The organism is Xenorhabdus sp. NBAII XenSa04, from assembly GCF_963866145.1.
Classification (GTDB): domain Bacteria; phylum Pseudomonadota; class Gammaproteobacteria; order Enterobacterales; family Enterobacteriaceae; genus Xenorhabdus; species Xenorhabdus indica.
Window position 1 is genome coordinate 46,865 of the sequence record NZ_CAWMEB010000068.1, and the last position, 22,925, is coordinate 69,789.

The window sequence follows — 22,925 nt, forward strand, 5'->3', positions numbered from 1 at the left end:
ATATGGAAGAACAAATCACAACTCATGAAGCTGGACATAAGTTTCTGGCTCGTTTGGGGAAAAAACGCCTGCGTCCCGGCGGAAAAAAAGCTACCGAATGGCTGTTGACCCATTCCACACTCGTAGAAGACTCTGCTGTGTTGGAGATCGCCTGCAATATGGGAACAACAGCCATTGATATCGCTGAACGTTTCCATTGCCATATTGTGGGAATCGATATGGATAAAGATGCACTGGCAAAGGCGGGCAAACACATTGCCGAGAAAGGATTATCACATCTGATCACTATCCGCCTTGCAGATGCTTCCAGGCTTCCCTTTGATGACAACAGTTTCGATGTGGTGATCAATGAGGCCATGTTGACAATGTATAGTAATAAAGCCAAAGCCTGTTTGCTACAGGAGTATCTACGGGTACTGAAACCCGGAGGACGTTTGCTGACTCACGATATCGCATTACGGAATCAACAGGATAAAACAGTCACCCTCACACAGATGCATCAGGCTATTCACGTGAAAGCCCAGCCCATGCTCAAAGAAGAGTGGATAAATCTGTTCAAAAATGCCGGGTTCAGTAAGGTCTCTGTCAATTGCGGGCCAATGACACTACTGTCACCGCAAGGACTTATCTATGATGAAGGTTTTATCGGCGCGCTTACCATTGTGAAAAACGCCCTGAAAAAAGAGAACTGGCCACAATTTCTGTGTATGTTCCGTTACTTCCGGCGAAATCGTAAAAAACTTAATTATATTGCCACGGTGAGTATTAAGTAGATCTGTCATATAACGCTATGACCACCCCCATTTTTGTAACATTGCCTCTTGATTAATGGCTCAGTATTTTGATGTGGGGTTCTATTATGCAGATTGGGGGCAGGTTATTTGCTACCTGAAAGTGCCACCAGATATGATCCCTTCGGTATTTATGCGCATTGATGATGGGCATTCCGTGATCTGCGAGAAAGGGGAAAACTATCTGTTATTCACTTTTTCCGTAGACGAAAATGATTACTATATGGACGATGACGATACAAAAGATTATTTAGATCATTTGGTTGAGTTACGTTCTGAATTGATGGCAGGGGATTATCGCCTGTTATATCTGCCTTTGCAGAATTACTCGGTATCCCACCAGAAGCGTATCAGGAAATAGATAAATATAAAGGTAGTATTTGATTTTATTGGTAAAGTTACGGTACGTACCCTGCCCGACACATTAAGGCAGAGCGCCGGATAAAAACCAGTGCTTTGCCTGTAACCTGAAGGCACTATGCGCTAATGCCTTGATGCTATTAAGATCCAAAATGAGCACTGAACGTATCAAAGTTATCGGCTTTAACAAACTTGGCAGCGTTGGGCACCTCTTTGCCATTTTTGTCTTTACTTAATGCATTGAAATGCTCAACACCACACTTGATCTTAGCGTTTTCTGCTTCACGCAGGTCATCTGAGAATATGCTTGATTTCGTTTCAACCACAAAGTAAAGCTTCTCCCCGGCTCCATCACCTTTATCAATGATTACTGCCCAATCAGGATTGTAACTGCCTAGCGGAGTATCAATCTTGAACCAAGATGGCAGCTTGGAATAAATCTTCACCTCTTCAGCATTTTCCAGCTTTTCAACGAAGTTAAGCTCAGTATCTGAATCACAAATGATGTAGTCATATACCGATTTTTCAGCTTTCACCATATCTTTGAAGTAACCAGTCAGCTCTTCTTCTTGGAAAAGCTCTTGGGCATAGTATGCCTCGTCACCAATACGGTGGTACTTAATTCCATCCACAATGGCAATACGCATCTGTTTACGGATAACTTTACCCGCTAACTCGATAAAGCGCTGAGGATTATTTTTGAAGGCTTCCAGCTTATCGCCTAAACCTAGCAGAATATCGATAATTGTCTGGCGGGTCAGATTGGTCTGATCGGTCAGATAAGTCACGATATCTGGCAACTGGAAGTTGCGACTGCAATAATACTGCATCTTGGTTTTCTCATCGTAGGTTTTCAGTTCAGCTTCAGTAACAGCAATCTTAACTTTGGTGTACTGAAACCAGGCTCTGGCTACAACCACATTCGCTCTAATTTCCTTGATACAGTTATCAACTAGCTCGTTGATATTAAAGTTAACACGATAAGTTGTTTTGTATTTAATACGTCCCCAAAGGGCTTTGAAGTCTTCACCAAGTACAACCTGCTTACCATTTGTATCTTCACACAAGGCTACAGAGCGCTTCTCTGCATGTTTTTTCACGTTCAAGCCTTTTGCCAACTTCTTCAACATGGCAACGATGGCCTCAGTATACTCAGCAACACGGGAAGGCAGACTCACCTCATTATTATTGATGGCAATTTTCAGCACATCCTGAATCTTACCTTTACCATCAATATAACCTTGAGACAGAAGATGCTGGAAGATCTCTTCTGACCCCTTCGCTCCCAAGAAGGCTTTCTGCTCCAACTCACCAGAAACAACGATGTTGGCAAATTGGTGAGACTCAACCACACCAAATTTAATGCCTTCTTCTGCTTCAATCTCTTTTTGCAATTCAGAAACAAAGCTTTCATAAGATTCGTTTGCCATAACGGTCAGGGTATTTACCTCAAAACCGTAAGGCACGCGTTCACCAGACTGATCAACGGCTAAACGTAGGCCACGACCGATTTCCTGTCGTTTTTTAGTGACTGAACGGGTTTCATTCAACGTACAAATCTGGAAAATATTCGGGTTGTCCCAGCCTTCTTTCAATGCTGAGTGTGAAAAAATAAAACGCAACTTCTCATCCATAGATAGAAGCTTTTCTTTATCTTTCATAATCAGATTATAGGCCGACTCATCTGCCGTGGTTTTACCCCCTTCGCCTTTAGCTGAAAGCTTCGAGTCAGTGAACTGAGGGTTGCCAGAAGTGTCTTTTTTCTTGTCCTGTGCAAAGTAACCATCGTGCACTGTTTGGGTGAGCTCTTGCAGTGCTATTTCGTTAATAGTGTATTTATCGCCATTATTATCCCAGATTATCGGGTACAACACGCGATATTTGGGCTTACTAACCTGCCTGGCAAATTCTTCTTCAAACCACCAGGCAAACTTACCCTGAACAGGCACGCCATCTTTAGAGTAGCAGCGGTAGTTGGCAACCTTATCGATAAAAAACAGACTCAGCACCTTAATACCTTTCTGGCTCAGGATTTTCGAATGGTTGAGCTTGTCATAACCCGTTGTTACCTTGTGGTAGAATTTCAACTCTTTTTCCAGGTGCTCTTCGATAGTTTTGGCTATTTGAATGCGCTTGAAAGCGTCCGAATCTACTTCGCCAATGGCTTGCCCAAGGCGCACAATTTCATCGCGACTGGTAAAATCAATATATTCATTACCTTCTTCGCAATAAATATCGTTAACGATATAGCCTTCATAAACACTGCGCCCACCAGAAAGTTCAAATAAATCATTAATCTGACCATCTTTGATAGTGATTACCTTACGTGGTTGCAGCTTGCCTGTGCGCGTTTGAGCATCAATTTCAATCTTGGCAGAAATGGGGGATTTCTTATTATCAACACTCACTAGCTTGATGTAGGCATGGTTATGCCCGTCTTTAACTTCCAGCGAAGCAACTTCAATTTGCTTAACCAGTTTGCCCTCATAGGCATCAATAGCATCGAGCTTATACAGCAGGTGTGGTGCTTCTTCCAACGTGGCCGAATAACGGAATGTACACAATGGCGCTAAGCTGCTAATCGCTTCTTTTCGGTTTGCCGTTGATACCACTGACTGCGGTTCATCAATAATAACGACAGGGCGAGTCGCCTGAATAAATTCAATAGGCTTCATCCCGTTCAATCTGTCATCTGTACGGTGGATCAGATTCGCCGTAGTTTCTTTCGTAGGATCGGTGAATGACTTACTGAACGCATCAATATTCATCACCATAATTTGGATGTAATCATTGGTAGCAAAGTTACGCACCTGTTCGCGCTTTGATGAGTCATAGACAAAATAGTCATACTGAACGTTTTTATACTGTTCGCGGAAGTGTGGCTCTGTGATTTGCAATGATTTATAGACGCCTTCTTTAATCGCAATAGACGGTACTACGATAATAAACTTTGTCAGTCCATGACGCTGATTTAGTTCAAAGATAGAGCGCAGGTACACATAGGTTTTACCTGTACCTGTTTCCATCTCAACACTGAAATCCAGACTTGGCAGTTCTTGCTTTGTGTTTTCAACCTGTGGCAAACCATTTTTTAACTGAACATTACGTGTGTTGGTATAAATCTCATCAGGCAATAAAGTAAGAGCATTTCCGACACCGAGGTCGTTGTTTTTAGCAAAGATATCCAGTTGTTGATTCGCCCACATCTTATCTGTGACAGTGAAATTAGATTGAAATGTTTCCTGCCCTGCAAACACACCTAAAACAGCATCAACTGCATTGGTTTGGTGTAATAAGTCCGATCTAAATTGAATCTTCATCATCATTACCTTAAATGCTCTTTACGTCGTTGATACCATACTGCTTTAGGATCTGAATCGCGTTGGTTTTGATAACACTGTCTGCAAAGCCTTGGTCTTTAAAAACGATTTGAGTGCTTTCTGGATTGAGCTTTTCTTTCAGTTTGGCGATACTTTCAACCACCTGTTCGGTGATGTCATCATCCAGGCAAATCATTAAGGCACCTGAGCCAACAATAAAGACTCTTTTACCCTCTACAGTGACCTCTTCAACACGGATGGTTAATTCAACACCGTATTTAAGTAGGATTTCATAGAGAATATCTTCTACCGAGCGATCATCTTTAATTGATTTTAATGCGAGTTTAAGTGCTGGTTCCAAATTATCGAAGTTAACATCCCAAGAACGGATATTAGTTTTATCTAGCTTAAATACTTTAAATCCATCTATTTGAGATTCAGTTTTGTATTTTTCAATACTCATTCTAATTCTTTGTTTTCCCAGTTCTGTTAAGAGAAGAGGCTTACCCAGTTCATTTAAGTAATCCATAGACTCTTTTATTTGCTTTTTGATATCAGTACTGGCTAATTTGTAAGTGTCCTCTAAATTTTCAGGTAATTGAACTAATATATAATGTAATTTAATATTTTTATTTTTACTTACTATCATTGTCGCTTCACCAGTCGTTGCTGAACCAGCGAAGAAGTCCAAAACGATATCTCCATCATTAAGACATTTTAAAGAGCTAATCAGTTCAGTCACTAACTTTAATGGTTTTTTACCATTTTTGTAAGGGACTCCACCTTCATTATCAAGCCCTGTAGTTTTAATATGAGCCCAAAAATCACCAGGATGAACAAATAGGTTATCAGAGGCAAATATTAATTGTAGCCTAGGGTCTCGACTAGTTTCTGGATATGTTCCTCGTACAAGATATACTAATCCCTGAGCTGACTTAACAGAAAAAACATCACTTATTTTTTTGTTTTTCTTCTTTTCTTCGCTTAGTTTGTAAACACTACTAGATTTGACGCACTGACATATTCTCCAGCTATTATTGAAAAGCCATTCATTCTTTTTGGAAACGGGTCCTTTATATACTTCGGACAAAGACTTTAAAGTTATTCCTGATAAAATTTCATCTAGTTTTTTTAACTGATCATCACTAAGATATTCCGAATTTTTTATAGAATCATAAAAGTCTCTATTCTCCCTACTAAAATTATCCAAGTATATATTATACTCCGAGTCCCACATAGGTTTCTTTATTAGTGTAAATTCAATATTATTGATACCACTCGGTTTTATAGCAATAATATATTCTTTTAATTTTGGAATAGTGCCTAGTTTTTTGACATTAGCCATTTTTAGACCACTCGCTTCACTCATTTTAACCACAATGATTTTAACAGCATCATATCCAAACATTTCCTCACAAACTTTCACTAAATTAAAAACTTCATTATCATCTATAGATATATAGATCATTCCTTCTGGATGAAGTAAGTTTTTAGCAACGAGCAACCGTGAAAATATCATATTCAGCCAGTTTGAGTGATACCTACCAGAGGTTTCTCTATTAGTTGAATTCAATTGTCCATTGATATTAATTTGCCGAGTTACTTCTAAATAGTTCCTTATATTATCATGATAATTATCTTTATAAACAAAATCGCTCCCGGTATTATATGGCGGATCGATATAGATCATCTTTATCTTTTTATGGTAAGACTTTTGTAATATTTTAAGGACTTCAAGGTTATCACCTTCAATAAACAAGTTTTCCGTGGTATCCCAGTTCACACTTTCTTCTTTACAAGGGCGTAAGGTGCCTGTCGAAGGTGTTTGCGCAATCAAACGTGATTGCGCCTTACCGTGCCATGTAAAGTTATAGCGTTCGTCGCTATCGTCAATCGCCTCACCAAGAACCGTTTTCAAAGCATCAAAGTCAATTTTTCCTTCAGAAAATACCTCAGGAAAAAGTTGTTTAAGTTGAGCGATATTTTTTTGAGTGATATCCGCACTCTTGGACTCTGGGTAATTCAGGGTGATTTTTTCAATTGTCATCAGAGGAATTCCATTTATTGCCAACTGAGCAAAACTCATGCTCGTGGTTCATATTCTTCGTTAAACGGTTAAAGCATTGCCTTAATCACAGCAAGTTACCGTTTAAGTGTAGTAAAGAATTCCTAATACATTGAAAGTCTGAAAACCCTATTAACATAAAAACTAAAGCCTAAGCGTCCTACCATTCAGAGCTTTTAGGTGGGACAAATAGCATCTAGTGAGCTAGCCGTGGCTATTTGTTCTTTCATCCAATCGTGGGCTTTGGTATTGCTATAGCTTGGATTGAAATACACTTTTAAGCGATAAGGCGGAATGGTGAATGGCGTGGGAAATACGGCTAAGTCTGTAGCAGTAAACAGGGTTGTTATGGCTCTTTTCGGCATAGTAATGGCCAGATCAGTGTTAGCGACAATCAGGGGAGCAGGCATCAGACTTGGCAATTCCACCACAATCTTGCGTTTGACATTAAGCCCTTTCAAAAGACGATCAATGGTGCCATGGGGTTCATTCCAGGGATTGACTACCACATGGCCAACAGAGAGGTAATCTTCAATTGAAAGAGATTCTTGGATAAATGAATGTTTTTTCCTGACTGCCACTACATACTCATCCTGAAAACCTTCGATCGCCATAATACCCTTACGTTGTACTGCCACTCCTTCTTCAAACCCCACGGCAAAATCAACTTTACCGGTGAGCAAATCATCTGACGAATCAAAGCCTGATGAATAAACCACCTTGGTAACAATATTAGGGGCAAGCTTTTGTAATCGAGCTATAAACACAGGGAAGAAAGCCGCTGCCGTATAGTCTGTCACCGCGAAACGGAACACCTGATGATTGGTGGCAGGATCAAATGTCTCATTCGTGTTAAGACTTGCGGACAGGCTAGCTAACGCACCAGTGATTGAAGGGGCGATGAGTTCAGCTTTAGCGGTTGGCCGCATTTGGCCATCTAATCTAATGAATAGCGGGTCATCTAACGACATTCTTAGTCTGGACAGAGCATGACTAAGTGCAGAAGGGCTAATAGCAAGTTCATTCGCTGCTTCATTAACTTTTCTTTGACGGTAAAGCACATCAAAAACCAGCAAAAGGTTGAGATCGATATTACGTAAGAAAGAATGCATAACTTTCATTTTTTATCTGAATAAAATGCAGTATTAGCATTATAATAAGCTGGTACAACAGCGCTGTCCATATTTAATCATTGACGGGAATGTTATGATGCAGCCTGTATTTCGCAAAGTTAAAATGACGGATCTTGACCGTTGTTTTGTAATTGAAACAGAAGCTTACGAAGGATATGAGGCCGCAACACGTGAAAAAATCGCCACTCGTATTCAACAATATCCTGAAGGTTTTTTATGCCTGGAAGTGGACGACAAGGTTGTCGGCTTCATCAACTCCGGCTGCGCCTGGGAAGTCGTGATGTCAGATGAAGAGTTCAAAGAATTGGTTGGACATGATGCTGCTGCACCTAACGTTGTGATTATGTCGGTGGTGCTGGATCCTGCATATCAGGGCAAAGGCTACGCTACACTCATAATGCGGGAATTTATTGTCTTAATGAAACAGCAGGGCAAGAAGGCGATTCATCTAATGTGTAAAACTCATCACGTCGATTTGTATAAGAAATTTGGTTATGAATATATCAAACCTTCCGAATCTGACCATGGCGGCATGGCCTGGCATGAAATGATTATGACTTTATAACTGACTACGCAGCCTGACATCACTCCACCGGATATTTGTAGTAAACCCAATATCCGGCTCTGAAAGTGACTGTTTCGATCTGTCCATAAAAAAATCCGGTATGCTTTTTATACAGCACAACCGGATTTATTCAATTTACAACTCTAGTGTCTCGTTTAGATCTATTTTGTCATCCCACACCATATTAGTGGAGTATGATACTGTTACTCCACCGTCACCGACTTCGCCAGATTCCTCGGCTGATCCACATCTGTGCCTTTGATCAATGCAACGTGATAAGACAGCAATTGCAGCGGCACGGTATAGAAAATCGGAGCGATCAACTCTTCTACGTGTGGCAGAGAGATAATCTTCATGTTTTCACTGTCGGTGAAACCTGCATCCTGATCAGCGAAGACATACAGCAATCCACCACGGGCGCGGACTTCTTCAATGTTGGATTTCAGTTTTTCCAGCAGTTCGTTGTTTGGTGCGACGATGATCACCGGCATATCTGCATCAATCAGTGCCAGTGGCCCGTGTTTTAATTCACCCGCAGCGTAAGCTTCTGCGTGAATGTAGGAGATCTCTTTCAGTTTCAGGGCACCTTCAACGGCGATCGGGTACTGATCGCCACGGCCCAAGAACAGTGCGTGATGTTTTTCTGAGAAATCTTCAGCCAGTGATTCGATAACCTTGTCCTTCGACAACATGCTTTCAATGCGGCTTGGCAGAGCATGCAGTGCATGAACAATATTTTGTTCGAGAGAAGCATCAGCACCTTTCAGGCGTCCCATGTACGCCACAAGCATCAGCAATACAGTTAACTGAGTAGTAAAGGCTTTAGTGGATGCAACACCAATTTCTGCGCCCGCTTTGGTCATCAGGGCAAAGTCAGATTCGCGTACCAGAGATGAACCCGCTACGTTACAGATAGTCAATGAAGTCAGATAACCCAACTCTTTGGATAAACGCAGTGCCGCTAAGGTATCTGCTGTTTCACCAGATTGGGATAGTGTGATTAGCAGACTTCCTTTACGACGTGCTGGCTTGCGATAACGGAATTCAGAGGCAATTTCCACATCACACGGGATACCCGCCAGTGATTCAAACCAGTAGCGTGAAACCATACCGGCATTGAAAGAAGTTCCACAGGCAACGATCTGGATATGTTCAACCTGAGACAGTAATTCTTCTGCGTTAGCACCCAACTCTGACAGATTTACTTCACCATGGATCAAACGGCCTTCCAGCGTGTTTTTAATTGCCATTGGCTGCTCGTAAATCTCTTTCTGCATGTAGTGACGGTAGATACCTTTATCACCCGCATCATACTGAACATTGGATTCAATCTGCTCACGTTCAACCGCTTCACCTTGTGTATCAAAAATGCGAACGGTACGGCGAGTAACTTCTACGATGTCACCTTCTTCCAGATAGATAAAGCGGCGAGTCACAGGCAGTAATGCCAGTTGGTCAGATGCCAAGAAGTTTTCACCGACGCCCAATCCAACGACTAATGGGCTACCAGAACGTGCCGCTATCAGCACGTCTGGTTGATGGCTGTCCATAATGACGGTGCCATAAGCGCCACGCAACTGTGGTATAACACGCTGTACCACTTCCAGCAATGAGCCGCCTTGTTGCTGTTCCCAGTGAACAAGATGAGCAATGGTTTCAGTATCGGTATCAGAAGAGAAGCTGTAACCACGTGCTTTCAATTCTTCACGCAGTTCTTCATGGTTTTCAATAATACCGTTATGTACAACCGCAATATGTTCAGAAACATGAGGATGCGCGTTGCGCTCGCTTGGTTCTCCGTGTGTCGCCCAACGAGTATGAGCAATACCTGTACCACCGATAACAGGCTGTTTATCCGCTTCATCAGCCAACATTTGTACTTTGCCCACTTCACGCAGACGAGTTAGCTGATTTTCGCTATCGACAACGGCCATACCCGCAGAATCATAGCCACGGTACTCCAGACGACGAAGACCTTCGATCAATATTTCTGCTATATCACGCTGTGCTACTGCACCAACGATTCCACACATGTGTTTCATTCCTAAAAACAGGGCTAATCAACGCCCTTTTTATGTCGTACAACCTGATTGTCTTACGGCAAATCGCGTTCTGGCTTTGCCGGCCCCTGAGCTTGGTAGAGATGGGGATTTTTATTATGTATATATTTTATTTTTTCTTAACGGGACGTTTCCAGCCCTGAATATGAGTTTGCCTGACACGACTGATGACCAGCTCATTCTCAGCAACATCTTTTGTTACCGTGGTTCCTGCTCCGATAGTCGCACCTTTAGCAACGTTTACAGGTGCAACGAGTTGGGTATCAGAACCCACAAATACGTCATCGCCAATAATGGTCTTAAATTTATTAGCACCATCATAGTTACAGGTAATGGTTCCTGCACCGATATTGACATTATTGCCAATTTCAGAATCACCAAGATAAGCCAAGTGTCCCGCCTTAGAACCTAAGCCGAGGGAAGATTTTTTCATTTCCACGAAATTGCCAACATGTGCTTTTTCCGCCAGTTTAGAACCTGGACGTAAACGAGCAAAAGGCCCCACAGTACATTCAGAGCCGATTTCAGAATCTTCAATGACAGTATAAGGGCTAATGACTGCACCATCACTAATAACGCAATTTTTCAGAATACAACCAGAGCCTATCTGAACGTTATTCCCCAATACAACATGACCTTCAATAATCACATTGGTATCAATGATGATATCGCGGCCATGTTCTAGTGTTCCGCGCAAATCAAAACGCGCCGGATCCAGTAACATGACGCCTGCCAGCAATAATTTTTCCGCCTGCTCAGACTGGTAAATACGTTCCAATGCAGAAAGTTGAAGGCGATTATTAACCCCTTCCATTTCACTTAAACGGCTTGGATGAACTGCTTTTATCTGACGGCCTTCTTTATGTGCGAGTGCAATAACATCAGTGAGGTAATATTCACCCTGCGCATTATTGTTTTCCAATTTGGATAACCAGCGTTTCAAATCCCCCCCATTTGCTACCAAAATACCGGTGTTGATTTCGTTAATTTTACGCTGTTCGTCAGTTGCATCTTTTTGTTCGACTATACCCGTTACTTCGCCTGTCACTTCGCCATTTTCACGAATGATACGGCCATATCCGGTTGGATTATCCAAAATAGCAGTCAATAAACCAATACCACCTTTTGGCTTAGCCTCGATAAGACGCTCTAACGTATCTTTAGCAATCAGAGGCACATCACCATAGAGGATCAGAATATCTTCATCATCCACAAAGTGTGGTGCAGCCTGCTGCATAGCATGACCAGTACCTAACTGTTCTGCTTGCAGTACCCAATTTAGTTTTTGGCCAGCAATTTTTTGGTTTGCAAGTGTTTGTTTCATCAAATCACCGCCATGCCCATACACCAGGTGAACTTGCTGGGCACCCAATGCCATTGCTGTATCAATAACATGCTGAACCATCGGCTTGCCTGCCAATAAGTGCAAAACTTTAGGGAGATCAGAATACATCCGAGTTCCCTTTCCAGCAGCCAGAATAACAACACTTTTTGCACTCATCGGCTTAGGAGTAACTGGATTCGGAACAATTGCTTGAGGTGTAATAGACATAAGAAACCTGACAATTCTAATCTTAAGTGTGAAAGTAAACCTGTTTACGAAATAAATTGCTACATATTTCGCAATGCAAAAAAGCCAGTTAGCTTTACTAACTGGCTTTTTATCTACTGCCTGTTCCCTTTATTTTTCAAGTTATAGCTTGTACGGCTGAAACCTGAAATCGGGTCAATCCTACATCAGCTTTTTTGTCAGCTCGATTACACGAAGTTTTGCAATCGCTTTCGACAATTCAGCAGATGCCTGAGCATAATCAACATCGCCGTGGGAGTTACGGATATGTTCTTCCGCCTTGCGCTTGGCTTCAAGCACTTTGGCTTCATCCAAATCCTTACCACGGATCGCTGTATCGGCCAGTACGATCACGCCGTTTGGCTGAACTTCCAGAATACCACCTGACAGGTAGATAAACTCTTCTTCACCAAACTGCTTAACAATACGTATCATGCCCGGTTTTATGGCAGTAAGCAGTGGAGTGTGTTGAGGATAAATCCCCAACTCACCTTCACTGCCAGTCACCTGAATTTTCTGTACCAGCCCTTCAAACATTAGTTTTTCAGCGCTGACTACGTTCAGGGAGAACGTCATTGCAGCCATATCAACCTCCCGTCAACCGTATTAAAGCTTTTTAGCTTTTTCCACAGCTTCTTCGATGGTACCAACCATGTAGAACGCCTGCTCTGGCAGGTGGTCATAATCACCGTTCAGGATGCCTTTGAAGCCACGGATAGTGTCTTTCAGAGGAACGAACTTACCTGGTGAACCGGTAAATACTTCTGCAACGAAGAATGGCTGAGACAGGAAGCGCTGGATCTTACGAGCACGAGCAACAACCAGTTTGTCATCTTCTGACAGTTCATCCATACCCAGAATGGCGATAATATCTTTCAGTTCCTGATAACGTTGCAGGATTGACTGAACACCACGAGCAACATCATAGTGCTCTTGACCAACAACAAGTGGGTCAAGCTGACGGCTGGTTGAATCCAGAGGATCAACCGCCGGGTAAATACCCAGAGAGGCGATCTGACGGCTCAATACAACAGTTGCGTCCAAGTGAGCAAAAGTTGTCGCTGGTGATGGGTCAGTCAAGTCATCCGCAGGAACGTAAACGGCCTGTACAGAAGTGATTGAACCCGTTTTGGTTGAGGTGATACGTTCTTGCAGAACCCCCATCTCTTCCGCCAATGTTGGCTGATAACCTACCGCAGATGGCATACGACCCAATAGTGCTGATACTTCTGTACCTGCCAGGGTATAACGATAAATGTTATCGACGAACAACAGAACGTCACGTCCTTCATCACGGAATTTTTCCGCCATAGTCAGACCAGTCAGGGCAACACGCAGACGGTTTCCTGGTGGCTCATTCATCTGACCGTATACCAGAGATACTTTGTCCAGTACGTTTGAATCCGTCATTTCATGATAGAAATCGTTACCTTCACGGGTACGTTCACCGACACCGGCAAATACAGAGTAACCGGAATGTTCGACCGCGATGTTACGGATCAATTCCATCATGTTAACGGTCTTACCTACACCCGCACCACCAAACAGACCAACCTTACCCCCTTTTGCAAATGGGCAGATCAAGTCCATAACCTTAATACCGGTTTCCAGCAGTTCCTGAGAGTTAGACAACTCTTCATAGGTTGGTGCAGTACGGTGAATTGACCAACGCTCTTTTTCGCCAATCTCACCTTTCATATCAATTGGATCACCCAGTACGTTCATGATACGACCCAATGTCGCTTCACCTACTGGTACTTCAATTGGATGCCCCAAATCAACTACGTCTAAATTACGGCGCAGACCATCAGAGGTACCCATTGCAATACAGCGAACGATACCGCCGCCTAACTGCTGCTGAACTTCCAGCACCAGTTTTTCTTCACCGTTTTTAACCTCAAGAGCATCGTACACTTTTGGTACGTTGTCCTGAGGGAATTCGACGTCCACCACGGCGCCGATTACCTGGATAATCTTTCCAGTAGCCATCTTGAATCCTCTACGTAATTCGTAAACCTAGCTATTAAACCGCAGAAGCACCCGAAACGATTTCGGTGAGTTCCTGAGTGATGCTGGCCTGACGAGCCTTGTTGTAAACCAACTGCAACTCTTTGATCAGGTTGCCGCCATTATCGGTTGCGGCTTTCATCGCTACCATCCGTGCGGCCTGTTCACTAGCCAGGTTTTCAACGACGCCCTGATAAACTTGCGATTCTATATAGCGGCGCAGCAGGGTATCCAACAGCGCCTTAGGATCAGGTTCATACAGATAATCCCAGGACTTCTTCTTCAGTGTTTCATCGTCTCCGGCTGGCAGAGGCAATAACTGAGTGATTGTCGGAACCTGGGACATTGTATTGTTGAACTTGTTTGTCACTATATACAATTTATCCAGACGCCCTTCGTCATATGCTTGCATCATGACGCTGACTGGCCCGATCAACTCGGACAATGATGGGTTATCTCCCATCCCTGTTACCTGGGCAACAATGTTGCCACCAACAGAAGAAAAGAAAGAAACCGCTTTTGATCCAATAAGTGCCAAATCAACCTGGACTTTTTTATCAGACCAGTCTTTCATTTCTATCAGCAATTTTTTGAACAAGTTAATGTTCAAACCGCCACATAAACCACGGTCAGTCGAAACAACCACGTACCCAACGCGTTTCACTTCACGCTCTTCAAGGTATGGGTGTTTGTATTCCAGATTCCCTAACGCAAGGTGTCCAATCACACTGCGAATGGTCTCTGCATAAGGACGGCTGGCCGCCATGCGATCCTGCGTTTTACGCATTTTGGACGCGGCGACCATTTCCATCGCTTTAGTGATTTTCTGCGTGTTTTGCACACTGGCGATTTTGGTACGTATCTCTTTTGCGCCGGCCATTTCTGCTTCTCCGAATTCAACCAGACGGCCCGTGTTCAATTAAACAGGGCCGAATAGTGTTACCAGGACTGAGTCGCCTTGAAGGAATCCAACAGAGCTTTCAGCTTCGCTTCAATCTCTCCGTTGTAATCGCCAGACTGGTCAATCTCTTTCAGAAGATCAGCATGTTCATGGCTGGCATATGCCAACAGCGCAGATTCGAAACTGACCACTTTCGCGATTTCGACATCTTCCAGATAGCCACGCTCAGCAGCAAACAGAGACAGAGCTTGTTGCGCAATTGACATTGGCTGATACTGTTTCTGTTTCAGCAGTTCAGTCACTTTCTGGCCGTGATCCAACTGCTTACGAGTCGCATCATCCAAATCAGATGCAAACTGGGAGAATGCCGCCAGTTCACGATACTGAGCCAGAGCTGTACGGATACCACCAGACAGTTTCTTGATAATCTTGGTCTGAGCAGCCCCACCTACACGGGATACAGAAATCCCTGGGTTAACTGCCGGACGAATACCTGCGTTGAACAGAGCAGATTCAAGGAAGATCTGACCATCAGTGATTGAGATAACGTTTGTTGGTACGAATGCAGAAACGTCACCAGCCTGGGTTTCGATGATTGGCAGCGCAGTCAGAGAACCTGTTTGGCCTTTCACTTCACCATGAGTGAATTTTTCTACATAGTCAGCGCTAACACGCGCTGCACGCTCCAGCAGACGGGAGTGCAGGTAGAAAACGTCACCTGGGAATGCTTCACGTCCAGGTGGACGACGCAGCAACAGAGAAATCTGACGGTAAGCAACAGCCTGTTTAGACAGGTCATCGTAAACAATCAGGGCATCTTCCCCACGATCGCGGAAGTATTCACCCATCGCACAGCCGGAATATGGTGCCAGATATTGCAATGCCGCAGACTCTGAAGCAGATGCAACAACGACAATTGTGTTTTCCAGTGCGCCGTGCTCTTCCAGTTTACGAACTACGTTAGCAATGGTTGATGCTTTCTGACCAATCGCAACATAGATACATTTGATACCGGAATCACGTTGGTTGATGATCGCATCAATAGCCAGAGCAGTTTTACCGGTCTGACGGTCACCGATAACCAGCTCACGCTGACCACGGCCGATTGGGATCATGGCATCAACAGATTTGTAACCTGTCTGGACAGGCTGATCAACGGATTGACGATCGATAACACCCGGAGCAATGACTTCAACAGGTGAGAAACCATCATGCTCAACAGCGCCTTTACCATCAATTGGCTCACCCAGTGTATTAACAACACGACCAAGCAGACCACGACCAACAGGTACTTCCAAAATACGACCAGTACACTTGACTTTCATGCCTTCGGCCAAGTCAGCATACGGGCCCATCACAACAGCACCAACGGAGTCACGCTCCAGGTTCAGTGCAATTGCATAACGGTTGCCAGGCAGAGAGATCATTTCACCCTGCATGACATCGGCTAAACCGTGGATACGAATGATACCGTCGTTAACGGAAACAATCGTACCTTCATTGTGAGCTTCGCTCACGACATTGAACTGAGCAATACGCTGTTTGATCAGTTCGCTGATTTCGGTGGAATTCAGTTGCATATGCTCCAGTCCCCTTAAGACTGCAAGACGTCTGTTAAACGATCCAGACGGCCACGAATACTGCCATCGATCACCATGTCACCCGCACGGATAATCACGCCGGCAATAACAGACTTGTCAATTTTGCAATTCAGCTTCACTTTGCGTGACAGACGTTTTTCCATCGCCGCAGAAATTTTAGCCTGCTGCTGCTCATTTAGTTCGGATGCAGATATCACTTCAACATCAATAGTTGATTCCAGTGATGCACGCAATTGGATAAATTGCTGGAAGACTTCTGGTAACACCAGCAAGCGACCATTTTCTGCCATTACACGAATAAAGTTATGAGCATGCTCATCTACCTGCTCACCACAAATGGTGATAAAGGTATTGGCTAACGTTTCCGGTGCTAATGAACCGGAAAGCAGCTCACCAACCTGCTCATTGCGAGTTACCTCAGCAACGAACGCCAGCATGTTCTGCCAATGTTCGAGAGATTGGTGTTCCACAGCAAAGTCAAAAGCTGCTTTGGCGTAGGGGCGAGCTACAGTAGCAAATTCAGACATGCCCCTCCCTCCTTACAGTTCAGCGACCAGTTTATCAACGATGTCGCTGTTAGCAGCTTCATCCACGGAACGTTCGATGATTTTCTCGGCACCAGCGATAGCCAACATCGCAACCTGTTTACGTAGCTCTTCACGAGCGCGCTTGCGTTCAGCTTCAACTTCAGCATAAGCCTGCGCTACAATTTTGTTACGTTCCAGCTCAGCTTCTGCTCTGGCATCATCAATCATCTGGGCTTTTTGTTTGTTAGCCTGCTCGATGATAGCTTGCGCGTCTGCTTTCGCTTTTTTCAGTTGGTCGGTCGCATTGGCTTGCGCTAAGTCCAGGTTCTTTTTAGCACGCTCTGCTGAAGCCAAACCGTCAGCAATCTCTTTCTGACGCTTTTCAATGGCCGCCATGATTGGTGGCCATACATACTTCATACAGAACAAAACAAACAGGACAAACGCGATGGCCTGGCCGAGGATTGTTGCGTTAATATTCACGGCACAATACCTCTATTTCAATTAATGAATCGGCGTAATTTTCTGTTCTACTAGTTACTTGGCACCAACAGCGAACATCATATACAAGCCCAGGCCCACAGCGATCATCGGGATGGCGTCAACCAGACCCATAACGATAAAGAACTGAGTACGCAGCAGAGGGATCAGATCAGGCTGACGAGCAGCGCCTTCCAAGAATTTGCCCCCAAGGATGCCGATACCGATCGCAGCACCGATAGCAGCCAAACCCATTAGAATAGCGGCAGCTATGTACAGCAGATCCATGTTTATATCCATGACAGTCTCCAGTTTGTTTCAGTTAAAACATTATTAATGATTGATAGAAATTAATGCTCTTCAGATGCCATCGACAGATAAACGATCGTCAGAACCATGAAAATAAAGGCTTGTAACGTAATAATCAGTATGTGGAAAATCGCCCACGGCAGGCTGAGCATCCACTGTGACCAAAACGGTAAGAGAGCCGCAATAAGAATAAAGATCAGTTCGCCAGCATACATATTACCAAACAGTCGCAGACCGAGTGATATAGGTTTAGACAGCAAGCTGACCCCTTCCAGAATTAAGTTAATCGGAATAAACAGTGGATGATTGAAAGGCTGCAATGTCAGCTCCTTCGCAAAACCACCGATTCCTTTCATCTTAATGCTATAAAACAGGATGAGGACAAAGACGCCAAGCGCCATCGACAAGGTGACACTAACATCTGCTGTTGGAACAATACGCAGAGCAGGCAAGCCGAAGACACGTTCACCGATCAAAGGAATGAAATCGATTGGCAGCAAGTCCAACGCGTTCATCAACAACACCCAGACGAACACAGTCAAAGCCAAAGGGGCAATCACTTTGCTCTTCCCGTGATACATATCACGTACAGTGTTATCAACGAAACCGATAATCATTTCTATTGCAGTCTGGAATTTACCCGGTACGCCATCAGTAACGCGAACCGCGACTCTCCTGAATACAAACAGAAACAACATCCCTAATACGACGGAGAAAAAAAGCGAGTCAATGTTCAACGTCCAGAACGTCGCTTCATAGCCACTAGCGTGGGGATTGACCAACTCAAAAGTACGTAAGTCTAACTGAAGGTGTCTCAGGTGGTGACTTATGTACTCTGAAGTTGAAACTTCTCCTGATGCAGACATGATGCTTTTTACCCTTTTATTGTTAAAAACACTAACCGTTCATTACGGCAGGTGCGATGATCTGCACAATCAGCACCGCTAAATAGGCCACACCAAGTGGTGCAAATGCCGCCTTGAACACCCCTAAGGCAACTATCAGCATAGCTATCGAAATGATAACTTTAACCCCTTCCCCAATAGCGAAGAACCATGCAATACGTACAGAAACATTTCGTTCTTTTGCCTTTTGGAAGTGGGTAAGCAGCATAAAAATGACGTTTGGTAGCCAATATGCCAACCCACCAGCAAAAGCAGAAACACCCCATTCGATACTTCTGGTATAAAAAGCCGCACTGAGAATAACAAAAGTCATTAACTGCAAAAGTAACAGTTTCAGTGCAATTCTACCGCTATAAAGGGATACAGACATGACTTTTGTTTTCTCCCTGAAGTACACCATTGCATATCAGGCTTTGCTGAATGTTGTATAAAACTGTCTTTGTTTAAGAGTGTCAAGTGACAAAAACGTGCAAATTATACGGGCAGCCAAAATGAATTCAATCCATAAGTAGCGAAAAAGTGAATAATTATTTAAATTTCTAACTTTGATGGTAGATTGCTCACAAATACCATTTAATATTTTGTAACGATTAATCTATCGCCTCAAAAATTAAACGTGATACATATCACACTAAATTAAAACATTAATATCACTAACCATTAAATATGTGATGAAAATCATTTATTTTTTCATATAAAATCAAATAATTAATATTATAGCTATCAATTTTTATCTGATATATCACTAAGAAATCTTAAAGGTTTATTTTTCACACTTTCTCTAAAATTTATTTATAAAGAAAATGGATGCCTCTTCTTAGAAAGAACAATTTGCTCAATATAAAATGAAGGTTATTTTTCTGTGATCTATCCGTAAATAAAAATGAAACGATAGAGGTATATAATTAGTAACACCCGTAACAATATAACTATGGTTGGCGTTACTAATTATTTAAGCTTTTATTGATAAACAGCAAAGTCAGTTTTGTTTAAGTACAACCAAATGACGCTGCCCTTCCAGTTCTGGTATTTGCAGAGGGACCACAGTATCAAGACTGATCCCTAAAGGTAACTGAGCCAGCTCATCTTCCGGCAACACACCTTTCAGAGCATAAAAACGCCCATCATTGGTTTCAGGGAGATGATGACACCATGACAACATATCTTGTAAAGATGCAAATGCTCTGCTGATCACGCCGTTGAAAAGCACTTCAGGAATAAACTCTTCTACCCTGCTCTGTACTGGTTCAATGTTATTGAGGCCCAATTCATGTTGAACCTGACGCAAAAAACGAACTCGTTTTCCCAAACTATCCAATAAGGTGAAATGAGAATCAGGTCGCACAATCGCCAAAGGAATGCCTGGCAAACCAGGCCCTGTACCGACATCAATAAATCGTGTTCCCTGTAAGAATGGATTGACTATAATGCTATCCATGATATGCCGGACTAACATCTGCTCAGGATCCCGGACAGATGTCAGATTGTAAGCCTTATTCCATTTATTGAGCATATCTACATAAGCAATAAGCTGTTGTTTCTGCTCCAACGATAAGACAATGTCGGTCTTCACCAACAGAGATTCCAATTTGTTAAGCAAAGCTTTGTCCTCTTAGGCGCTACGGCGCAATAAACCCTGTTTTTTCAGCCATACCAGTAAGATGGAGATCGCTGCTGGTGTGATACCAGAAATACGTGAAGCTTGACCAATTGAACTTGGCTTATGGTCATTTAGTTTTGCAACAACTTCATTAGAAAGCCCACTAACGTGTTTATAATCCAGATCGACAGGTAATGCCGTGTTCTCATTGCGCAATTGTTTTTCGATCTCTTCTTGCTGACGGGCAATATAACCTTCGTATTTTACTTGGATCTCAACCTGATCTGCCGCCTGAGGTTCTGTCAGCCCTGGTGCAAAACGTGACATTGATGTCAATAATTCGTAGTTCATTTCCGGGCGACGCAGTAAATCTTCACCATTAGCTTCTTTCGACAGTGGTGTTTTCAGCATTTGATTGATTTCATCCAAGTTGTCAGATTTTGGATGAACCCAGATATCGCGTAAACGCTGGCGCTCTTGTTCAATCATTTCAACTTTGCGGGAATAATGTTCCCAACGTAGATCATCAACTAACCCCAGTTCACGACCTTTTTCAGTCAGACGAAGATCTGCATTGTCTTCACGTAACATCAAGCGATATTCTGCACGTGATGTGAACATCCGGTAGGGTTCTTTTGTTCCCAATGTGCATAGATCATCAACCAGAACACCAATATAGGCTTGATCACGACGAGGGAACCACCCTTCTTCACCTGTGGCATAACGGGCAGCGTTTAGGCCTGCCAGCAATCCTTGTGCTGCTGCTTCTTCATAACCTGTCGTTCCGTTGATCTGCCCGGCAAAGAAAAGACCGTTAATAAATTTACTTTCCAGTGTTTGTTTTAAATCACGTGGATCAAAGAAATCATATTCGATCGCATAACCTGGACGAACAATACGTGCATTTTCCATTCCTTTCATGGAGTGAACGATCTGCATTTGTACGTCAAATGGCAAACTGGTTGAAATCCCATTTGGATAGATTTCGTTGCTGGTGAGTCCTTCTGGTTCAAGGAAGATCTGATGCGCGTTGCGATCTGCGAAACGCATGACTTTATCTTCGATAGAAGGACAATAGCGTGGGCCGATCCCCTCGATGATCCCCGCATACATCGGGCTGCGATCCAAGTTATCCCGGATCACTGCATGGGTTTTTTCATTGGTATGGGTGATATAACACGGGATCTGTTGCGGATGTTGATCCATGGTGCCCATGAATGAGAATACAGGTGTTGGGTTATCACCGAATTGTTGTTCAAGCTGGCTAAAATCAATGGTTCGAGCATCAATACGAGGCGGAGTGCCTGTTTTCAGGCGAGAAACACGCAGAGGTAATTCACGTAAACGATGTGATAAAGCGATTGCAGGAGGATCACCAGCACGTCCACCACTGTAATTTTCTAAACCAATATGAATTTTTCCGTCAAGGAAAGTACCTACTGTTAAAACAACAGACTTTGCCTTAAATTTTAAACCCATACGTGTAACAACACCAGTAACAGCGTCATTTTCAACGATAAGATCCTCAACAGATTGCTGGAAGATCATTAAGTTAGATTGATTTTCCAATGCAGTTCTTACAGCCTGTCGATACAGTACACGATCCGCTTGTGCACGTGTAGCTCGAACAGCTGGGCCTTTGCTGGCATTGAGTGTTCTGAACTGAATACCAGCTAGATCGGTTGCTTTTGCCATCAAACCGCCAAGTGCATCGATCTCTTTTACCAGATGCCCTTTACCGATCCCACCAATGGCTGGATTACATGACATCTGGCCCAAAGTATCAATGTTGTGAGTCAGTAATAAGGTTTGACGCCCCATACGTGCGGCTGCCATTGCTGCTTCAGTACCAGCGTGACCACCGCCGATAATGATGACGTCAAAATGCTCTGGATAAAACATGTGCGAACCTTTAATTGTAAGAATGCTTCGTATGAATTTGCATTGGGAAAGAGAATTCTACTCAAGTTTGGACGTTAGACCAAGTAGGAGTTGATCATCATTACTTAAAATAAGATCTTTTTATTTAAAGATCTCTTTATTGGATCTTTTATTAGGATCACGATCATCTGTGGATAAGTGAATTTTCTATCGAAAGATCATAACACTGAAAAGGATCATTTGTTGTGAATGATCCGTGATCCAACGTAGGATAAACTGGGATCTAAAAGCCGTGTTATTCACAGTTGATAGATTCTGCCTCAGTTATTAAATGGATAACTACGAGTTAACCCCTGCTTTTTATCAAAGTTATCCACAGTTAATCGCTATATTTTTAATCTGATCAGAGTAACTTTGCCCACTCTTTGACCCATTCTTCGGCTGGATCTTCGGGTATTTCGTGTTGTTGGATGTCTATTTCCAGTCGATCGCCGATCCTTTTTGCTTTGTGATCTTCCAATAATTGTTCCAATGATCTTATAGCGCCACAGAATGTGTCATATTCAGAACTACCAATACCCACTGCACCAAATGTCACACGGCTGAGATCTGGTTGCTGTTGTATGATCGCATCTGCGAAAGGTTGTAGGTTTTCCGGTAAATCGCCAGCTCCATGTGTTGATGTGACCACAAGCCACAACCCTTCCAGAGGAAGATCATCTAATGAAGGGCCGTGTAGTACTTTTGTTGAAAAACTATGATTTTCCAAGATCTCAGCCATGTGTTCAGCAACGTATTCAGCGCTACCCATAGTACTACCGCTGATTAAAGTTATCGTGCTCATCTTGAT

At 43.2% G+C, this 22,925-nt stretch carries 20 protein-coding genes; 3 read left to right on the forward strand and 17 right to left on the reverse strand.

The features are described 5' to 3' along the window. The first annotated feature begins 2 nt into the window (after positions 1-2). Positions 3-773 carry a class I SAM-dependent methyltransferase gene (locus tag AAC147_RS03500; protein ID WP_047679028.1) on the forward strand — a complete coding sequence of 257 codons (771 nt, stop codon included), beginning with the start codon at positions 3-5 and terminating at the stop codon, positions 771-773. 55 nt (positions 774-828) lie between these two features. After that, a complete protein-coding gene (locus tag AAC147_RS03505) occupies positions 829-1,152 on the forward strand; it encodes a hypothetical protein (RefSeq protein ID WP_047679030.1) in 324 nt (107 codons plus the stop codon). 139 nt (positions 1,153-1,291) lie between these two features. Here the strand turns inward: AAC147_RS03505 and AAC147_RS03510 are convergent, their stop codons facing one another. From AAC147_RS03510 to AAC147_RS03520, 3 genes are all read right to left on the reverse strand, one after another. Further along, positions 1,292-4,477 (reverse strand): restriction endonuclease, encoded by a 3,186-nt coding sequence (locus AAC147_RS03510; protein ID WP_052189380.1) that lies wholly within the window; start codon positions 4,475-4,477, stop codon positions 1,292-1,294. A 4-nt stretch (positions 4,478-4,481) separates the two neighbouring features. Further along, on the reverse strand, positions 4,482-6,512 hold the full coding sequence (locus AAC147_RS03515; protein WP_445286327.1) for a site-specific DNA-methyltransferase: 2,031 nt from the start codon (positions 6,510-6,512) through the stop codon (positions 4,482-4,484). A gap of 200 nt (positions 6,513-6,712) precedes the next feature. After that, positions 6,713-7,657 (reverse strand): LysR family transcriptional regulator, encoded by a 945-nt coding sequence (locus tag AAC147_RS03520; protein ID WP_047679036.1) that lies wholly within the window; start codon positions 7,655-7,657, stop codon positions 6,713-6,715. A gap of 85 nt (positions 7,658-7,742) precedes the next feature. Between AAC147_RS03520 and AAC147_RS03525 the strand changes: the two genes are divergently transcribed. After that, on the forward strand, positions 7,743-8,234 hold the full coding sequence (locus tag AAC147_RS03525; RefSeq protein ID WP_047679038.1) for a GNAT family N-acetyltransferase: 492 nt from the start codon (positions 7,743-7,745) through the stop codon (positions 8,232-8,234). A 203-nt stretch (positions 8,235-8,437) separates the two neighbouring features. On the opposite strand, the gene glmS is transcribed toward AAC147_RS03525, so the two are convergent. The 14 genes from glmS to mioC form a co-directional block, all read right to left on the reverse strand. Continuing rightward, positions 8,438-10,267, reverse strand: a complete 1,830-nt coding sequence (glmS, locus tag AAC147_RS03530) for a glutamine--fructose-6-phosphate transaminase (isomerizing) (protein ID WP_047679040.1) — start codon at positions 10,265-10,267, stop codon at positions 8,438-8,440. 136 nt (positions 10,268-10,403) lie between these two features. Beyond that, positions 10,404-11,795, reverse strand: coding sequence for a bifunctional UDP-N-acetylglucosamine diphosphorylase/glucosamine-1-phosphate N-acetyltransferase GlmU (gene glmU / locus AAC147_RS03535; protein WP_047679063.1), 1,392 nt, complete (start codon positions 11,793-11,795; stop codon positions 10,404-10,406). 231 nt (positions 11,796-12,026) lie between these two features. Then, a complete protein-coding gene (locus AAC147_RS03540) occupies positions 12,027-12,449 on the reverse strand; it encodes a F0F1 ATP synthase subunit epsilon (RefSeq protein WP_047679041.1) in 423 nt (140 codons plus the stop codon). A 21-nt stretch (positions 12,450-12,470) separates the two neighbouring features. Beyond that, positions 12,471-13,853, reverse strand: a complete 1,383-nt coding sequence (gene atpD / locus AAC147_RS03545) for a F0F1 ATP synthase subunit beta (protein ID WP_047679042.1) — start codon at positions 13,851-13,853, stop codon at positions 12,471-12,473. A gap of 34 nt (positions 13,854-13,887) precedes the next feature. Then, entirely contained in the window at positions 13,888-14,751 is an 864-nt protein-coding gene (gene atpG, locus AAC147_RS03550; protein ID WP_038267015.1) for a F0F1 ATP synthase subunit gamma, read from the reverse strand. 59 nt (positions 14,752-14,810) lie between these two features. Continuing rightward, the gene (gene atpA, locus AAC147_RS03555; RefSeq protein ID WP_047679043.1) at positions 14,811-16,352 is read right to left on the reverse strand and encodes a F0F1 ATP synthase subunit alpha; all 1,542 of its coding nucleotides are present in this window, start codon (positions 16,350-16,352) and stop codon (positions 14,811-14,813) included. A 14-nt stretch (positions 16,353-16,366) separates the two neighbouring features. Continuing rightward, entirely contained in the window at positions 16,367-16,900 is a 534-nt protein-coding gene (gene atpH / locus AAC147_RS03560) for a F0F1 ATP synthase subunit delta (protein ID WP_047679044.1), read from the reverse strand. Between the two features lie 12 nt (positions 16,901-16,912). Beyond that, complete coding sequence (atpF, locus tag AAC147_RS03565; protein ID WP_047679045.1) at positions 16,913-17,383, reverse strand: F0F1 ATP synthase subunit B; 471 nt, start codon at positions 17,381-17,383, stop codon at positions 16,913-16,915. 54 nt (positions 17,384-17,437) lie between these two features. Further along, positions 17,438-17,680, reverse strand: a complete 243-nt coding sequence (gene atpE, locus AAC147_RS03570) for a F0F1 ATP synthase subunit C (protein ID WP_047679046.1) — start codon at positions 17,678-17,680, stop codon at positions 17,438-17,440. A 50-nt stretch (positions 17,681-17,730) separates the two neighbouring features. Beyond that, the gene (gene atpB, locus AAC147_RS03575; protein WP_047679047.1) at positions 17,731-18,555 is read right to left on the reverse strand and encodes a F0F1 ATP synthase subunit A; all 825 of its coding nucleotides are present in this window, start codon (positions 18,553-18,555) and stop codon (positions 17,731-17,733) included. A gap of 31 nt (positions 18,556-18,586) precedes the next feature. Then, entirely contained in the window at positions 18,587-18,964 is a 378-nt protein-coding gene (gene atpI, locus AAC147_RS03580; RefSeq protein WP_047679048.1) for a F0F1 ATP synthase subunit I, read from the reverse strand. Positions 18,965-19,573: 609 nt separating this feature from the next. Then, positions 19,574-20,194 carry a 16S rRNA (guanine(527)-N(7))-methyltransferase RsmG gene (gene rsmG, locus AAC147_RS03585; RefSeq protein WP_047679049.1) on the reverse strand — a complete coding sequence of 207 codons (621 nt, stop codon included), beginning with the start codon at positions 20,192-20,194 and terminating at the stop codon, positions 19,574-19,576. A gap of 12 nt (positions 20,195-20,206) precedes the next feature. Continuing rightward, complete coding sequence (gene mnmG, locus AAC147_RS03590; protein ID WP_047679050.1) at positions 20,207-22,096, reverse strand: tRNA uridine-5-carboxymethylaminomethyl(34) synthesis enzyme MnmG; 1,890 nt, start codon at positions 22,094-22,096, stop codon at positions 20,207-20,209. Positions 22,097-22,478: 382 nt separating this feature from the next. Next, positions 22,479-22,919: an FMN-binding protein MioC gene (gene mioC, locus AAC147_RS03595; RefSeq protein WP_047679051.1), complete on the reverse strand. Its 441-nt coding sequence runs from the start codon at positions 22,917-22,919 to the stop codon at positions 22,479-22,481. Positions 22,920-22,925 lie beyond the last annotated feature (6 nt).